This window comes from Carboxylicivirga sp., from assembly GCF_982718395.1.
Genome location: NZ_CEXQWX010000066.1, coordinates 1 through 15493, shown reverse-complemented (window position 1 = coordinate 15493; position 15493 = coordinate 1). Strand labels below are relative to the sequence as shown.

Genomic DNA, 15493 nt, shown 5'->3' with positions numbered 1-15493 from the left:
GCAAAGATACGATTTAAAGTAAGAAAGTAGGGATAGGTGAATGTGTAATACTTGCTAAGTATCACAAAGGTACCTAGCAAGTATTAAGCAATATTACTGACTTATTCTGAAATCCTTAGCCGCAACATATACCAACTTACATAGGCAATAAAGAATAGTGTCAGGCCATAAATTGTACTTAAACAAGCGGCCTTTAATCCTGCCGCTAATGCTGAGTGACTAACACTTCCCATTCGCTGTACAACATCCAGAATTTCGTAGAATCCAAGCGCATTGTATACCAGACCGGCAAAAAACGCCATACTTCCCAGGTATAAAATACTGTTGAGAAATTTTGTGTTCGCCTTTCTACTTTTTATGTATTGAATTAATACATATACAGCCATAACAATTGCGGCCAATCCAAATAAAGTAATAATCGACATACCTTGTATGCCCCCAAAATAGAGAAAATCAATCATGTTGAATCAATTTGGTTTAACAATATAGGCTAAACTTATGAGCGAACAATCATGCATCAAAAAAAATGCGATTAACAGCATTAAATGTAAGATAAACTAAGACTTTGAGAGCTTAAATGACCCATTGGTTGTTAATCCTGATAATGGTGCTGTTCACCGCATTTTAATTACAAACATTAAAATACCCTTTGATTTTTGTTAATTTGGTCCAATGCTTAGCCTTAAAAATATCGATATCCGAAAACTGGTAATTAATGGAGTATTTGCCATTTTTTGGGTTTTTGCATTTTTGTTTTTCAATTTTTTTTATGGAGGTGCTAATGTTTCCAAAGAGGTATCTCGTACCTTCTCAGTTATCTTCCTCTTTATCTCTTTTGTATTTGTTGATATTCACTATCGCTTTGTAACCAAGCCTTACTTAGGAGCAAAGCATTATTTTCGTTTTGTATTATTCTCGATTTATATATTTATCCTTGCATTCTGGCTCAATAGTGTGTTGTCGTTTGTCTTACATCTGTTATTTTGGGATTTTGAAAATGAAAATAGTATTGAGCAATCAAGTAGGATCAGTTATCAGATTGGCGGTGTAAATATGGTGGTTTTTGGTGGTGTTGCTTTACGTTTTATGATTGAGACACTAAACTTACATAAGCTAAAAGAAGAAAAAGAAAAACAAGCCATCGAGGCAAACTTAAAGCTGAAGGAGGTTGAGTTAAATCTTCTAAAGAGTCAGATTAATCCACATTTTTTGTTCAATGCGCTTAACTGCATTTATGGTTTAAGTCTCGATAAGTCGGAACAGACTCCCGACGTTATTTTACAATTGTCTGAAATATTGGATTACATGTTGTATAAAAACCAAAATGAAGTCCTTATAGGTGAAGAAATAAAGCAAATAGAAAACTATACTGCTATTCAGAAGGTTCGATTTGGAGATAGCCTGCAATTAAACTACACCAAAAACATTGAAGAGGATAAGCGTATTGCTCCTCTGCTAATATTAACAATTGTAGAAAATGCATTTAAGCATGCTAAAGTTGACTCGCAAGGAAAGCGATTTGTAAGTATCGATATACAGGGGCAAGATAATATTGAAGTAAGAGTTTGTAATTCTTCAATAAATGAGGTTTCTATTAATGAAACAAGTGGCCTTGGGATTAAAAACCTAAAGCGACGGCTTGAATTGCTATATGGAGATCGACATCAATTATCGATTGATCAGCACCGCAACCAATTTGTTGTTCAACTAACCTTGAAAGCTATATTAAAATGAGAACCTGTCGATGCATCATAATAGATGATGAGCCTATAGCTATTAGAGTATTGGAACGGCACCTGCAAGCTTTTCCCGAGATGGAAGTGAGAGCAACATTTAATTCAGCTACCAAAGCACTATCTTTTTTGCGTCAATATTCGGTTGATCTTATTTTCTCCGATATTGAAATGCCCTTAATGAATGGACTGGAGTTTTTAAAAGCATTGAAACATCAACCATCTGTAATTTTCACAACCGCTTATCGAAATTATGCTGTTGAGGCCTATGATATGGATGTTGTAGATTACCTGATGAAACCAATTTCTTTAGAGCGCCTTGGGCGCGCAATTAACCGCTTCTATGAAAGAATGTGCAACAACGCAGAATTGGTAGATGAAACCAAAGATACCATCATTAATGTCAAGGTAGATAAGAAAATTCAAAGGCTGAGAACCGAAGATATCACATATGTTGAAAGCTTGGGAGACTACATTATTATTCATCATCAAAATGAAAAACTGATATCCCGTGAACGAATTAGTATGATGGAAGAGCAATTAGCAGCACATGGTTTTGTTCGTATTCATCGCCAATATTTGGTTGCACTATCAAAAGTTAATTCTATTACAGGTAATATGCTGTCGATTGATAATCAATTATTGCCAGTTGGGCGTACCTACAGAAAAGAGTTGAAAAATAAATTAGGATTCTAGTTACCGTGGTTTATATCTAAGTTTGATCAAAACTGTGGCGCTTTTACAACATGCAGTGGATATCATAAGTGATGCGTATTTTTATTATCATTGTTTATTCATAAACCTAAATCAAAACAATGATCTACAATAGTCACATCCATGTTTTTAAGAATGAGGACATTCCTCGCGGTTTCCTTCCACTTGGCTTAGTTCGTGTATTATCCACTAAACCAGGTTTCAGGGTTATATCGCGTATTTTAAACAATATCAATCCTTTTTCAGATAATGACACCTTTGATCGCTATGTGAAGTTTGTAGAAATTGGACGAAAAAAATCGCAGGAGGATATTTTTAAAGAATGTCAACGATTTTATCCGCGTAATAGTAAGTTTGGTGTGTTGGCTATGGATATGGCTTTTATGGGGGCAGGCAAAGTTCCTCGTCCATACATAGATCAATTGCAAAGATTGGGAGAACTGAAACAAAAACATCCGGAGGTGATCCCATTTGTACACATCGATCCTCGTCGTGAAGGTTACATGGATATACTAAAACAATGTATTGAAGAATGGGGATTTCAGGGGGTGAAAATATATCCACCGTTGGGCTACTTCCCTTATGATGAGCGGATGTATCCGGTTTATGAATATTGCCAAAAGCGTAATTTACCAATCATCACGCACTGTAGTCCCTTTAATCCGGTTCGATTTAAGGGTAAGAAGAAGGAACTACGAAAGCTACTTGAAAAGTCACGCGATAAGATTAACACTCGTGGCATGAGTCGCAAGGTGATGTGTTCAAAATTTACTCACCCGCTTAACTGGGAATATGTAATGGCTGATTTTCCGGATTTAAAAATTTGCTTGGGACACTTTGGTTCATCACACTATTGGAAAGAATTTTTGGATAATCCCGGTGGGCCCGATAATTGGTTCTTGATCATTAAAGAAATGATTGAGAAACATCCGAATTTATATACCGATATATCTTTTACACTTAACGAGCAGGAGTTTTTTCCGCTTCTTAAAGTGTTATTGCAGGATGAAGCCATACGATCAAAAATACTCTTTGGATCGGATTATTATATGGTAGAAACGGAATCCACTGAGCGTCGCTTTAGTATCGACTTAAGAGCTTATTTGGGTGAGATTGATTTCTTGACCATTGCCAAAGATAACCCGGAATGTTTTTTTGAAACACAACTAGAAAATTAAGTAGTTGATTTGCTCGCAGACTATTTGTATGTTGCCTGTGCATTTCAATCTAAAAATTTCAACAGACATTTTATATAACCTCAAAAAATAAGTATATGAATATTATGGTATTATTGGCCGGCGTGATAGCTGGTTTTGCAACGATCGGTCATTTTACAATGGGAACTAAATTGTATTTAAAGCCTTTTCTGGGCACTGAATTGGATTTGATTCCTAAAAATGTAATTCTATCGGTATTTCATTATATCTCGGTTTACCAGATTTTATCATCGCTGGTGTTAATTATGGTTGGTATTAATTTTGAAAATTGTCAGCATGATCCTACCATGCTTCTCAATTTTGTAGGGTTAAACTATGCCGTGTTTGCATTGGTGCAGATTGTAATTGCATTAACATCATCGGTTAAAGGTGGTTTATTTAAGATGTTTCAATGGATTTTCTGGATATTAATAGCTGTATTGATATTCATCAGATAAAAAAATAACAGGCCGCTCAAGGGTTAAAAAGGGCGGCCTGTTCAAAAATCAAGTTAAACTGATTTAAAGGGTATTTTAAGAAACTACTTTATTAGCAGTTATCCATTCATTATAGGAACCATCATATACTTTTACATTCGTATAACCCAACTTGGATGTCATGATGGTGTAAAGTAAACCTGCGCGTGTACAGGTTTGGCAGTAAAGAATCACTTCTTTATCTTTGCTTACTCCTTTTGAAGCGAAAAGTTTATTTAATTCTTCTGCCGATTTTATTAAGCCTTTGTCATCGCGCATTAAATCTGAATTAATACTGATGGCACCTTCGATATGACCTTTACTTTTAGGATCAGTACCGTTAAAATATTCATCTTTACGCGCATCCACCAATACTACATTACTCTTACTTTTCATGGTTTTTACGTCGGCCATTGTTAGATAGGTCGATTTGTCCAGTGAAGCATTTACAGATGTTTTCTTCGGCATTTTTGGCATGCGGGTTACAGGTTTACGAGCAGCTTTCCATGCATCCAGGTTACCGTCCAGCAACTTGACATTACTCGCACCCATCATTTTCATAACCCAGTACATGCGACCGGCATTGCTACCTTTGTTACAATACAATACAATCTCTTTATTGAAATCAACACCGTGTGCACCCATTATCTTACATAACTCAGCATCACTTTTCAGAATACCTTCAATCGGTGTTTTTGTTGATAGTTCTTCAACCGGGAAGCTGATCGCATTACGAATATGCACTTTCTTGTACTCAGCCTCCTTACGGGCATCGATGATTAAAACCTTTGTATTGTTGATTTTACCTGCTAACTCTTTAACCGAAATAAAATCACCCTGTGCAGCTGCCCCAATTGTATAGATAACAAGCGCTGCTATTATACTTAATCTCTTCATTCTAATTGTTTTATTGGTTAAAATCTCACTTGTAACTGTACATACAAGCCATCATTGTTTATTTCATTTGGTTCTTCTGCACGATACAGGTAGTTCACTTGCAGGCGAGTCCAATCATTGAAGAAATAGTTGGCACCAAAAGTCATTACGTCTTCACGATAGTCGTTTAAGCCAGCATCGAAAAATTCATATTTAAAAACTGGTTGAACATTCCATTTGGTCATATACATGGCCTGAACGTAAGCACCTTTGCGCTCATCGCCAAGAGCGATTAGTTCGCCGCCACAACCGCCACCTAAAGAGCGGTCGTATTCACCTTCATCAACAATATATTCACCCATAGCTCTGAAGTTGCCGTAATTAATTTCAGCCTCAATGGCATAGGATGTTCGTTTGTCATCATCGTTGGTTGGATAACCTACGCGATAACTACCTCCAAGGTATAAGAAATCAAGAGGGTGAAATACAGCACGTCCAATAATATCCTTAGAGTTGTTGTTGTCTTTTTTAAGGCCGGCTCCATTCATATAAGCCAGACGATATTGGAAGAAAGTGTTGCGATCACCACCCAATAACATGATACCCAAGTCGCGCTGGGGAACGACTAACTGATCGACGGCTCTTGAACGATAGATAGTGTGTAATCCGCTACATGCAGTTCCACCTAAATCCATACTGAATGGATTTTTAAATGAACCCATCGAAATTTTAGCCCAGTCCCAGCGTCCGTATGTGATAAATGCATCTAATAAGTAGGCACTACCATTACTACTTAGCATTGGACTCATCTCCATTACCACATAGTACGAGAAATCGTAAGGGATATTACCAGTTGCACCTAAGCGTGCTCTTCTAAAGCTGAAAGTACTTGTGGTTTCGTCGGTATATTGCTGATCATATTCGGCTTGCAGGAAACCAAACACCTTTAATGCTTCATCATCACCAGCGGCTTCTTCACAGCCCTGAGCCATTGAACTGTATGGCAATAGCATAAGGGCAAATAATATTATAAGGAGTTTATTCATGATATGCAATGTGTTAGAATAGTAAAAAAATCCGCCCGGGAAGGGCGGAATGAATGTTAATTAATTTATTGTACTAATGGTAAGTCCTTAGAATTTGAATCACCACCCCATTGATTAGCTGTCCAGCTATCTTCTGAGTTGAATAATTTGTTCATACCAAATGTTAGACTATAAGCATCATAACCTAATACACGTAAGTAAGCAGTGATAACAGCAGAAGTTTGACCTGTGTAACAGTAAGTCACTACTTTTTTACTTGGATCAAGATTAGTTACAGAAGAAATATCTGCTGAAGAAGGCTTAATTAATAGTTCGTGTAAACGGTAAGCACCTGTGATGTGACCAAAGGCACCATAATCGTTTGTATTAAAGTAGTTGTTGATGTAGTAGTTGGTTGGTGTAGCCAATACATCACCAGCACTAGCAGTTTTAAAACCTTGCGATACTACATATTCTACTCGTTCTCTTAGAATGTCAGCGCCTTCAGTAGCCGTTGACATAAATTCAGGAATATCGTACACGTTCGGTGTTGGAGCTGTGGCATCATACGTCCAGTTGGCGTGACCATCAGCCAGATTATCGGTTTGTGCACTCCAGCTATCTGTGTTTGCATTCCAACCACTCATACCCCATTTAAGAGCTTGCGCATCATGGTAACCATATAAGCGAAGTAATGAAGTAGCATAACAAGCAGTTTGTCCGGTATAACAAACAACTAAAATTGGTTTGTCGGCATTAGCTGCTGCAGTCAGAATATTTTTAAAATCAGGCACATTAACAGCACCTTCAATATGACCCTCAGTAAATTTGGCTTCACTTCGGATGTCAATCACATATTTACCACTTACATCTCCATCAGTAGGGGCACCCATAACGAATTTAGCACCGTCTGTGTTTTTTAATACATGGTTCAGATCCATATCAATGTCAACCAGGTGATCCATTAATACCTGAGCCGGATCAACAGAAGGGTTATCATCGTTGTTGTCATCTTTACAACCGGTAAAAACTAATGCACTAATGGCAAGCATTAAAAATGAATAACGAAATAGATTTTTCATAACTAAAAGGATTTAATAATTAAAGTTTAATTTGTTTATGATCTTTGATCTTACATCTTTTTTCTTTTGTCTTATATTTAGAACTAGCAGCCTCCGCCATCGTCGTGTTTGGCCGGGCCTCCAGCTAACATCTCGAGGTTTTTGTCACAGTAATCAGGATAAGTCAATTCCCAGTTTTTCCAGCCTCCATCAAGTACGAGTACTTTTTTATAACCCATGGTCATAAGTGTTTGGGCGGTGAGAGTAGAGCGCTTACCCTTCTTGCAATAAAGTACCAGTGTTTCTTTTTTTTCCGGCATGTATAGTCCTTCGTTTTCCCAAAATGACTCAGTAGCAATATTAAATTCGATGCTTCCGCGAGGAATGTTAACCGATCCAGGGATGAATCCATAGTAATATTCGTTGCTTTGACGAACATCAATTACATTGAAAATTTCTTCTGACTCCATAATTTTCATGAGTTCATCGGGCGTAACGGTGGTCACGACTTCAGCAGCTTGATCAACCATCATATCGACCGTAAGGTTAGTTGGTTGTATCTGACAACTGTAAAGGCCTATCAGGCAAGCGGTATATGCTAATAATCTCTTCATAATATTTTAATTAGTTGCGGTTTCTGGTTCTTTTTCGTCTTCTTCCAATTCTTCATAGCCGGTGATCATTGCCTGCAGATTAGAAGTAATAGTATGTCCTGTTGTAATCAGGTAAAGATGAGCTATAACAAAGGCAACCAATAGGAAGGCACCTAGCGTATGCAGTACTGCTACTGTTTCAAGCCCTTCAAGAGCAAATGGTTTATCAGGGTAATGAAAGAAAAGGTAAAGAAAGCCTGTAATTAGCTGTACCGGAAAAACCAGTATAATTAACCCAAAATAGATAATGCGCTGTAAAGGATTCAGCTTACTGTCAACAGTCTTTTTTACCGGGTGAGGCTCCTTTTTAAAGATGCCCGATATGTAATACATAATTTGCGATTTCACATTGTTTCTAACTGGTACAAACTGTCGACTTTGGCCGGTTACTAACATCCAGAAAATGGCAAATATGGTAAGGATGAGGAAGGCCCAACCGGCTGCTGAATGCAATCGTACCGATGTTTCAAATCCAAAAGCCTCGAAAGTGCTGTGAATTTCAAAACCTGTAACCATTAAAAGGAGGATGAGCATCATTTGTGTCCAGTGCCAAAAGCGCTCAAAACGGCTGTATATTTTTACTTTATTCATGATTATCTGTTTTTAAAGAAGGCTACAATGCGACCAAGAAAGTGAGCAACGATACCTATCAGAGTTAAGAAGATGAGTCCAAAACCGGCGTAGTCAACCGATTTGTTATAATCGCGACCTGGCAGATAGAAATCTTTTAAACCAGCTAAACGTCCATCACGCTGATGACATTCTGTGCACGACAATGTTTGCTCTTTAGGTGAAACCATGTGATTAATCGGCCAGTAGACCTCTGAAGCAATAAAATCGTAATTGCCGCTATACGGACGATTATTATACTCCATACCCAAGCGGGCAGCTGTATCCCAATCGAAATCTTTCCAGAAGGCGCCTTGTCCTTTTTCCGGTGCCCAAAGTTTAAGACTTATTAATGTATTGTTTTCTGTGTCATAAATCTGTTTGCCACGGTGTACTTTTACAGGCCATATTTTGGCTGTTGAATCACGATACTCACCAAAAAGAGTGTTGATTTTAACCGGAACCTCAGAAATTGTGTCAGTTGAAAGGTAGTGGTCAACGGTTCCGTTAAACCAATAATATTCTGGTTTAACATGGTCGTCCCAAACGAAGTTACCCTTAATGGATAAGTAATTGTGATTACCATCGGCATCATCTTCAGAATAGCCATGTCCATGTTCGTCAGTTTGCCCTGCTGATGACCAGTCCCAATATAATTTGGTGGCATTCACCTTGGCGTACTCAGGAATATGGCAAGTTTGACAGGCAACTTTCTCGAAGTGATTATCCAATACTTTGTCGTTATGTGGAGTTGTTGTGTGACACTGATCGCAGTTAATCCGGTTGTGATTGGCTGATGAAACCGAATACAATTTACCCATGATATTATGGCGTTCGGTTGTATGGCAATCAACACAACTCATATCTGGTCCGTCAGCTGCCATATGCACATCCACATCTTTAGTGCAGCTTAATAAGGCTTCTTCCAAATCACCGTGCTTGACATTATTTCCACCGCCACCATAAAAATGGCAGATACCACAGTTATTCTTCTTAGGTAAACCAACATTCTGAGCTACATAAGGATAATCTGGCACCTGATAAGCTGCATTGGCAGTCTCGGCAGTTGCCGGCATTCCGCCTTGTCCTTTTTGCTTAAAATATGTATCTGTTTGGTCATGACAAACCAGGCAATCAATGTTGCGGTTGTCAGCAAAGTCAAAGGACTTGTCTTTCCAGCCTAAGCCAATATGACAACGCATACATGAGCCATTGTTACCATTAGCACCGGTACAAAAGTTATTCAAAAGGTTTTTCTTACCAACTGAAACAAGCCCTCTTCCCGGAATCTCTTCTTCTCGCTCCCATTTCCAGTGAGCCGTAGCCATTATCTCCTCGTCTCGACCTGTATGACACGACAAGCAAGCTTCAGTTACATCCTGGGGTGTTTCAAAATCCTGCTGTAGAATTTCGAATTGAGAATGATCGACCGATGAAATATGCTCCGACTTTAGTTTAACATTGACTTTATCAGGGTCACTTTTATAAGCAGCCACCTTAAAGGTTAATAGCAATACCGCCAACGGGAGCAATAAGCTGACTAATAATGCTACTACTGATTTTGAGAACCGATTCTTCATGTGATGTGTTTTTTCATATCTCACGGAACTTCCAATCGTTGTTTCTGATAATAAGAATTGACTGGTCGTTTCATGTTAATTGGATTCGAAGCAAAATTAGCTTTGAAGAATTTTTTCTCTATATAAATGAGGCTGTAACAAAACGGTCTTTGCATTGTAACTTGAAATCTTAATGTATGACGCAGATCAAGAAAAAGTATGACGCATTACGAATTAAATCTTGTAACTCGTCAGATGATTTAATGTATCATTACATGATAATAAACGATGTAAATTCATTGTGTTTTACTATGAGTTGATTCATAGATATTTAACATGAGTAAAATCATAATAGATAAGCATTGGATGTGACAAAGTATTATTATTTTTGTGTAACCCCTTTAAGTTAGTGCTATGCCAAAGTCAGTTGTATATAATGGATGTTCAGTGGGAGAGAACCCGCTTTGTTGTTTTGATGATTTAACACAAGATGAACTTGATTTTGTTGAAGAAAACAGCGTTGAAGTGGAGTATAAAAGAGGAGAAATCATTTGTAAACAAGGTTCATTTGCATCGCATATAATGGTGATGAAGGAGGGATTGGCAAAAATTTACCTTGAAAATGGTAATGATTCCCTGATATTAAAAATTCTGCCAGCCGTTAATATAATTGGTCTACCGGCTTTGTTTGATGGCAATAATACTTTTCCATATAGTGCCCAAACTTACATGGACTCAACCGTGAAGTTGATTGAGATAGGAGCATTTAAGAGTCTTATAAGCAGTAATGGTAAATTTGCCGGGCAGGTAATAAGTATGCTTGCTGAAAATTCTGTGATTATTAATGGCCGCTTCTTCTGTTTGACAAAAAAGCAAACCTATGGTCGACTGGCAGACGTTTTACTTTGTTTGTCAAACAGGATTTATAAAACGGATAAGTTTCCGTTGCAATTAACCCGAAAGGATTTAGCAGAGTTGGCCAGCATGTCTGTTGAAAGTACCACCCGAATACTGACCAAATTTAAAGAAGAGGGTTTAATCGCTTTGCATTGCAACGAAATAGAAATACTAAACGCCGATAAACTTTTGGAGATTAGTACGATTGGTTAATAACCTGAGTTCGATTTAAATTTTAGAACTCAGATTGAAATAAAATACTGATATACAAGAAATAATTTTAGAGGAATAGTAAACTATTGCGATAAAATTTGACGCAGTAGATCAGTTTTTTGTTCAAAGCTTGACATTTCCACTTACAAACAGCGATTTTCTTCGTGTAATCGACTCAAAATAGCCCGCTATTCTTTTATCAATATACACTTGAAACTCACTATTTGTAAGCGTTCTGAGTTCAAAATTTTACGTCGAACTCAGGTTGATATGTAATTCAATTAATGAATTAATAACTGCATATATATATACTGCAACAAGCTTGGCTGTGCGGTTATCGGCATCAAATCGGGGAGAAACTTCAGCAAAATCTATACTACATACTTTACCTGTTTTAATGATTTCCTTGATGAGCTGAAGAACAAGTTCGGAATCTAAACCAAATGGCTGTACTGCAGAAACACCTGGTGCATGGGCGGCAGACAATACATCAGTACAAAGAGTTAGATAAACCTGGTTTTTATCGGCTACATACTTTTGAATAATCCCATTAACTTTCTCCAATGAGTTCTGAGATATTTCTTTGGCCAGTATATATTCTGTGCCTATTTCGTCTGCTTTGGCGAATAAACTTTGAGTGTTGGCGTATGTTTGAGGACCAATGCATAAATAATTAAAGTCTAAGTTATCGTTTTTACAAATCTGGTGAATCTGGTTGAACATGGTGCCGGAAGAGCCTTTGTCAATGACAGGTCGCAGATCCAGATGAGCATCGAAGTTTATGATAGCCGGAGCCGATTGTTTTGCTCTAAGAATACCATTAAAATGCCCCAATGCAATTTCATGTCCGCCACCCAATAAAATCGGGAAGAAACCTTGATCGATTATAATTTTAACAGCTACGGCTAATGCTTCCTGAGCTTCTTCAAGATTGTCGTCGTCGCAGATAATGTTGCCAGCATCGAATAATTGTGCATGAGGCAGGCAGTTGGCTGGCCAGTTAGCCATCTCTTGTCGGATACTTGCCGGACCATTGGCTGCCCCGGGGCGACCCATATTGCGCTTAACTCCCTCATCACAACAAAATCCAAGAAAACAGATGTTTAGAAATGAATTGTCGAGATCAACTGATTGATTCAAATTAATGGGTTGAATAATCTGATGCCATCTGAAAGCTGAACTGTCGGTGCTGCTGTCTATGCGACCAGTTAATTTGTCTGGTGCCTGATACCTGTCTAGCATGAATACTTTTTTTGCAAAGATGGAGCATCGTACTTGTGCAAACACTGACTTGTATCAATTAACCGAGATCTGTCATTAGGAATTTTGAAATTCCTATATGTCAGCAGGTGAAAGCCGTATCGAGGGAATCCCAATATAGAAAATCTTACATTGCAGATCTTTTGCAATGTTTAGATATTCTTGATCGAATTGGCAATTAAGATTTTGTCTAATGACAATTTTGGGATTAAGCCAAATGCAACACAAAATGAAGGACTACACTTATCAATCTTCATAGATAGTGATTTCTAACCGATTGTTTACAACCCAGAAGATTTGGGACGTGCAGGAACGCTTAGTTATTTTATTGTCTTTAATTCACTTAAAACAAAGTTAGAAATGTTATTTTTATAGTAATATTTAAAGCTTATTTCACGACCCATCCTTTTGTGTGGGATGAATACAATTCTAGATACAAACCACTCGGCTTCACCTAAGATAAGAAGCTCTGTTCCTTCAAAATCGAAGACATACCATTTCTTGTTTTGTGGATTTTCCTGGTCAGGTTTTGAATACTTAAACTTATTATCAATGAAAAACAAATATGTATTATTGTAATTATCCATCATTTGTTTTCCAATTAATTCGTTTTCTATCTTTAAAGACCTGTTTTGGTTTGTGGTTAATATTGGCACAAGCTTTCTTAACGAGATATCATTTGAGTTATCAAGCCTAAAGACAATACTGTCCAAATAAAGTTTCTCAATTTTTAGTACTTGATTTATATCAGGGAGTTGCAATTTAAGAGTTTTGTTTTCTAGCTTCCATTTTCCATTCACACTTTCAATTTGTAACGATCCTTTTGAGTTGTCAATTTGTCCTAATGTGAGAACTTCATTGCTCTTAAAGTCCATCAATAGAATGTAACCACTAGTCAACTCAGCAATCCACTTCCCCTTTAGGTTTATACTACCGCCTAAACAATTTGTTATTGCTAGTAAATTAAATAATAAGAAGATGATTCTTAATTTTCCCATATTATGCTTGTTGACTTAATTAACCCCAAGTGCGTGGCTGACTTCTATACATTATTGCGGCGTGTTGCAAACGTTTTTTATTCTATGTTAAAGTAATGAAAATTTGGCTCACAATAATGAAACATATCAGTTTCATAAAATGAATTTGCTAATTCTAAAGCATTGCCTTGTGAATTTTTATCAACTCCGATAACATATCTACCTAATTTTTTTTCTTCGAGAATCCAAGTGTCTGTTAATAAGCAAAGCGTTTGTAATTTTTCTAGTTGCGTAGTGTCATTGAGCCTGGCTATAAATTCATCTGCATAACTCATCAACTCTGTGCAATTAAATCCGATACAAAATTGTCCAGTGTAGGTATAAGCTGCAAAATCCACTTTATTATCTTTTTGAATGTCACTGATTATATTACTTATTTTAGTACACGTTTGTGTTGTTTTAAATTTTCTAATTATCAGTGTATTATTCTCTTTTTCAAGGACACTTAAATTTTGGTTGTCAAAGATATTTGTTCCATCCAGGAAATCATTCATCTCCGAAATCGAACTTTTGCTATTAAATCCGATTAGAAGGTAATCATGTTCTATGATACTGTCGATGTAATATTTTTCATCATTATAGTAGTAAAAGTGTTCAGTCGGACAGTCGTTGTAATTAATAGGTTGATTATCCTTCTCACAAGATACTAAAGTCAAAATCCAAAGCAACGTAATAATCTGCAATCTAAACATTGTGTTTTTTATTACAAGATGTATGAAAATGGTGACGGTTGCGTTTAATGCATTCTACGGTTCGGCTGCACAAGTCTCCCAAATATATCTAACCTCCTTATACTTTGTAAACCATTGTTGTGCCCAAGCATTTATTTTTCCTAATGCCACCTATAATCTGTTTTAGCAAGAGGGTCTATGTTTTTGAATTGGTCGAAATCCATATTTTTATTTTCTTCCCACCAATCACTATACGCTTTTGCTACAATCTCGTGGATTTCTTTACTAGATTCAACACCAAAGGGTTCTTCTTTTTTCTGAATAATTGGATTTAGAGATGGAAATCTACCAATTAAATATTCACTGTCAATTGCTACAGTACGAATTGATTCAATTGTCCATAAAACATATATCCCTAGAGAGCATTCAGACAGATAAGATGATGAAATCCTGTTAACCGGAAAATCTGCTATCATTTGGGTTTCATTACTATATACAAGTAAAGCAGGAATATCCTTTGAAGTGAAACTTGGTAGTTCTAGTGATTCATATGTTCCGGTTTTTAATTGTTCGATATATTTTTCAACACTTAGGTTATTAGTTTCATCACTATCATCCTTATCACACGCCAAAATGCTAATCGTCAAAACGCAAAACACTACTAATTTGAAAGTTTTCATGATTAAGAGTTTTAATATTGGTTAATACATATATGATGGATAAATTTTCAATTGGGTTGCGTCATCGTGTTTGGGCACAACTGGTCAAGTACATGAAGCGTAGCCTGCCGATAGGTGGCTATGATTTTATATACATTGTTGTGTAACGTCTTTTATTCATAGTTGGGAATATTCAATCCCAAAATTATATTTCTATTTGCTGTCCAAATTCCGTTTTCCTTTTCAAGCTTTACAATTCCAGAACCACCTCGATTTTTTTCGGATTGCTTTTTGTCTTCAGTAAGAGTTGGGTCGCTTTCAAAAAGGTAACTGTCAATGTAATAAGGTGTCGTATTAGGTTCTTTCACATAGATGTGGATATGTTCAGGCTCTTGTGCTTCTGGGTATGGTGCAGGTCTAAACGTGTAGAAAGTAAACTTTCCATCTTTGCCTGTTTTTAACCATCCTCGATACTGTCCGTGTCGTTTCTCCCATCCAATAGGATTCTCACTTGGTTTGTAAATTCCACTTCTGTCAGCGTGATAAACGTATAGTAAAACATTTTCTGTTGGTGTTTTCCCATCTTTCTGGAACACTGTTCCTGTTATCTTTATTTTCGGTTCATTCTCACGAAAACCTATAAGGGTATCTATTGATATAGGTGTTATGCCGAGCTTTTTATAATCCAATAAAGCTTCACAATCTTGGCAGGGGCCGCCAACGTTTCTCTCAATTTCAGAATTGGATTGCCCTTTACAGGAAATTGTAAAAAAAGTCAGAAGAAGTATTCCCAAATATTTTTCCATTTTCTTTATTTCTTAAATTGCTGGCAACGTCAGTTCGTCTAAAAACTT

At 36.9% G+C, this 15493-nt stretch carries 17 protein-coding genes; 5 read left to right on the top strand and 12 right to left on the bottom strand.

The genetic code is table 11. The annotated features are described in order from the left end of the window. Positions 1-101: 101 nt before the first annotated feature. Entirely contained in the window at positions 102-461 is a 360-nt protein-coding gene (locus AC4MRQ_RS13305) for a hypothetical protein (RefSeq protein WP_491198171.1), read from the bottom strand. Positions 462-672: 211 nt separating this feature from the next. On the opposite strand from AC4MRQ_RS13305, the gene AC4MRQ_RS13300 reads away from it, so the two are divergent. The 4 genes from AC4MRQ_RS13300 (at position 673) to AC4MRQ_RS13285 (ending at position 4101) form a co-directional block, all read left to right on the top strand. Continuing rightward, positions 673-1734 (top strand): sensor histidine kinase, encoded by a 1062-nt coding sequence (locus tag AC4MRQ_RS13300; RefSeq protein WP_491198170.1) that lies wholly within the window; start codon positions 673-675, stop codon positions 1732-1734. Continuing rightward, positions 1731-2429: a LytR/AlgR family response regulator transcription factor gene (locus AC4MRQ_RS13295; RefSeq protein ID WP_491198169.1), complete on the top strand. Its 699-nt coding sequence runs from the start codon at positions 1731-1733 to the stop codon at positions 2427-2429. The genes AC4MRQ_RS13300 and AC4MRQ_RS13295 overlap by 4 nt, the downstream gene beginning before the upstream one ends. Before the next feature lie 119 nt (positions 2430-2548). Beyond that, complete coding sequence (locus tag AC4MRQ_RS13290; RefSeq protein WP_491198168.1) at positions 2549-3625, top strand: amidohydrolase family protein; 1077 nt, start codon at positions 2549-2551, stop codon at positions 3623-3625. Positions 3626-3720: 95 nt separating this feature from the next. Next, positions 3721-4101, top strand: coding sequence for a hypothetical protein (locus AC4MRQ_RS13285; RefSeq protein ID WP_491198167.1), 381 nt, complete (start codon positions 3721-3723; stop codon positions 4099-4101). A 75-nt stretch (positions 4102-4176) separates the two neighbouring features. On the opposite strand, the gene AC4MRQ_RS13280 is transcribed toward AC4MRQ_RS13285, so the two are convergent. From AC4MRQ_RS13280 to AC4MRQ_RS13255, 6 genes are all read right to left on the bottom strand, one after another. Beyond that, complete coding sequence (locus tag AC4MRQ_RS13280) at positions 4177-5016, bottom strand: sulfurtransferase (protein ID WP_491198166.1); 840 nt, start codon at positions 5014-5016, stop codon at positions 4177-4179. A gap of 17 nt (positions 5017-5033) precedes the next feature. After that, positions 5034-6041 (bottom strand): porin, encoded by a 1008-nt coding sequence (locus AC4MRQ_RS13275; protein ID WP_491198165.1) that lies wholly within the window; start codon positions 6039-6041, stop codon positions 5034-5036. A 65-nt stretch (positions 6042-6106) separates the two neighbouring features. Then, on the bottom strand, positions 6107-7102 hold the full coding sequence (locus tag AC4MRQ_RS13270) for a rhodanese-like domain-containing protein (RefSeq protein ID WP_491198164.1): 996 nt from the start codon (positions 7100-7102) through the stop codon (positions 6107-6109). An 83-nt stretch (positions 7103-7185) separates the two neighbouring features. Then, positions 7186-7695 carry a rhodanese-like domain-containing protein gene (locus AC4MRQ_RS13265; RefSeq protein WP_491198163.1) on the bottom strand — a complete coding sequence of 170 codons (510 nt, stop codon included), beginning with the start codon at positions 7693-7695 and terminating at the stop codon, positions 7186-7188. A gap of 6 nt (positions 7696-7701) precedes the next feature. Beyond that, positions 7702-8325, bottom strand: a complete 624-nt coding sequence (locus AC4MRQ_RS13260) for a cytochrome b/b6 domain-containing protein (RefSeq protein ID WP_491198162.1) — start codon at positions 8323-8325, stop codon at positions 7702-7704. A gap of 2 nt (positions 8326-8327) precedes the next feature. Beyond that, complete coding sequence (locus AC4MRQ_RS13255) at positions 8328-9923, bottom strand: tetrathionate reductase family octaheme c-type cytochrome (protein WP_491198161.1); 1596 nt, start codon at positions 9921-9923, stop codon at positions 8328-8330. Positions 9924-10316: 393 nt separating this feature from the next. Here AC4MRQ_RS13255 and AC4MRQ_RS13250 point away from each other — a divergent pair, with 393 nt between their 5' ends. Further along, entirely contained in the window at positions 10317-11012 is a 696-nt protein-coding gene (locus tag AC4MRQ_RS13250; RefSeq protein WP_491198160.1) for a Crp/Fnr family transcriptional regulator, read from the top strand. A gap of 249 nt (positions 11013-11261) precedes the next feature. On the opposite strand, the gene hutG is transcribed toward AC4MRQ_RS13250, so the two are convergent. The 5 genes from hutG to AC4MRQ_RS13225 all read right to left on the bottom strand — a co-directional run bounded on the left by hutG (position 11262) and on the right by AC4MRQ_RS13225 (position 15445). Next, positions 11262-12254 carry a formimidoylglutamase gene (gene hutG / locus AC4MRQ_RS13245; protein ID WP_491198159.1) on the bottom strand — a complete coding sequence of 331 codons (993 nt, stop codon included), beginning with the start codon at positions 12252-12254 and terminating at the stop codon, positions 11262-11264. A gap of 338 nt (positions 12255-12592) precedes the next feature. Beyond that, a complete protein-coding gene (locus tag AC4MRQ_RS13240; RefSeq protein ID WP_491198158.1) occupies positions 12593-13270 on the bottom strand; it encodes a hypothetical protein in 678 nt (225 codons plus the stop codon). Positions 13271-13347: 77 nt separating this feature from the next. After that, the gene (locus tag AC4MRQ_RS13235; RefSeq protein ID WP_491198157.1) at positions 13348-13803 is read right to left on the bottom strand and encodes a hypothetical protein; all 456 of its coding nucleotides are present in this window, start codon (positions 13801-13803) and stop codon (positions 13348-13350) included. Positions 13804-14141: 338 nt separating this feature from the next. Then, entirely contained in the window at positions 14142-14660 is a 519-nt protein-coding gene (locus tag AC4MRQ_RS13230) for a DUF4943 family protein (protein WP_491198156.1), read from the bottom strand. A gap of 152 nt (positions 14661-14812) precedes the next feature. Then, complete coding sequence (locus AC4MRQ_RS13225; protein ID WP_491198155.1) at positions 14813-15445, bottom strand: dioxygenase family protein; 633 nt, start codon at positions 15443-15445, stop codon at positions 14813-14815. Positions 15446-15493 lie beyond the last annotated feature (48 nt).

Coding starts and splice junctions, on each gene's coding strand:
- AC4MRQ_RS13230 (WP_491198156.1), bottom strand. CDS start 14,660: ATGAAAACTTTCAAATTAGTAGTGTTTTGCGTTTTGACGATTAGCATT.
- AC4MRQ_RS13255 (WP_491198161.1), bottom strand. CDS start 9,923: ATGAAGAATCGGTTCTCAAAATCAGTAGTAGCATTATTAGTCAGCTTA.
- AC4MRQ_RS13290 (WP_491198168.1), top strand. CDS start 2,549: ATGATCTACAATAGTCACATCCATGTTTTTAAGAATGAGGACATTCCT.
- AC4MRQ_RS13260 (WP_491198162.1), bottom strand. CDS start 8,325: ATGAATAAAGTAAAAATATACAGCCGTTTTGAGCGCTTTTGGCACTGG.
- AC4MRQ_RS13240 (WP_491198158.1), bottom strand. CDS start 13,270: ATGGGAAAATTAAGAATCATCTTCTTATTATTTAATTTACTAGCAATA.
- AC4MRQ_RS13250 (WP_491198160.1), top strand. CDS start 10,317: ATGCCAAAGTCAGTTGTATATAATGGATGTTCAGTGGGAGAGAACCCG.
- AC4MRQ_RS13225 (WP_491198155.1), bottom strand. CDS start 15,445: ATGGAAAAATATTTGGGAATACTTCTTCTGACTTTTTTTACAATTTCC.
- AC4MRQ_RS13280 (WP_491198166.1), bottom strand. CDS start 5,016: ATGAAGAGATTAAGTATAATAGCAGCGCTTGTTATCTATACAATTGGG.
- AC4MRQ_RS13300 (WP_491198170.1), top strand. CDS start 673: ATGCTTAGCCTTAAAAATATCGATATCCGAAAACTGGTAATTAATGGA.
- AC4MRQ_RS13305 (WP_491198171.1), bottom strand. CDS start 461: ATGATTGATTTTCTCTATTTTGGGGGCATACAAGGTATGTCGATTATT.
- AC4MRQ_RS13295 (WP_491198169.1), top strand. CDS start 1,731: ATGAGAACCTGTCGATGCATCATAATAGATGATGAGCCTATAGCTATT.
- hutG (WP_491198159.1), bottom strand. CDS start 12,254: ATGCTAGACAGGTATCAGGCACCAGACAAATTAACTGGTCGCATAGAC.
- AC4MRQ_RS13285 (WP_491198167.1), top strand. CDS start 3,721: ATGAATATTATGGTATTATTGGCCGGCGTGATAGCTGGTTTTGCAACG.
- AC4MRQ_RS13265 (WP_491198163.1), bottom strand. CDS start 7,695: ATGAAGAGATTATTAGCATATACCGCTTGCCTGATAGGCCTTTACAGT.
- AC4MRQ_RS13275 (WP_491198165.1), bottom strand. CDS start 6,041: ATGAATAAACTCCTTATAATATTATTTGCCCTTATGCTATTGCCATAC.
- AC4MRQ_RS13235 (WP_491198157.1), bottom strand. CDS start 13,803: ATGAATGATTTCCTGGATGGAACAAATATCTTTGACAACCAAAATTTA.
- AC4MRQ_RS13270 (WP_491198164.1), bottom strand. CDS start 7,102: ATGAAAAATCTATTTCGTTATTCATTTTTAATGCTTGCCATTAGTGCA.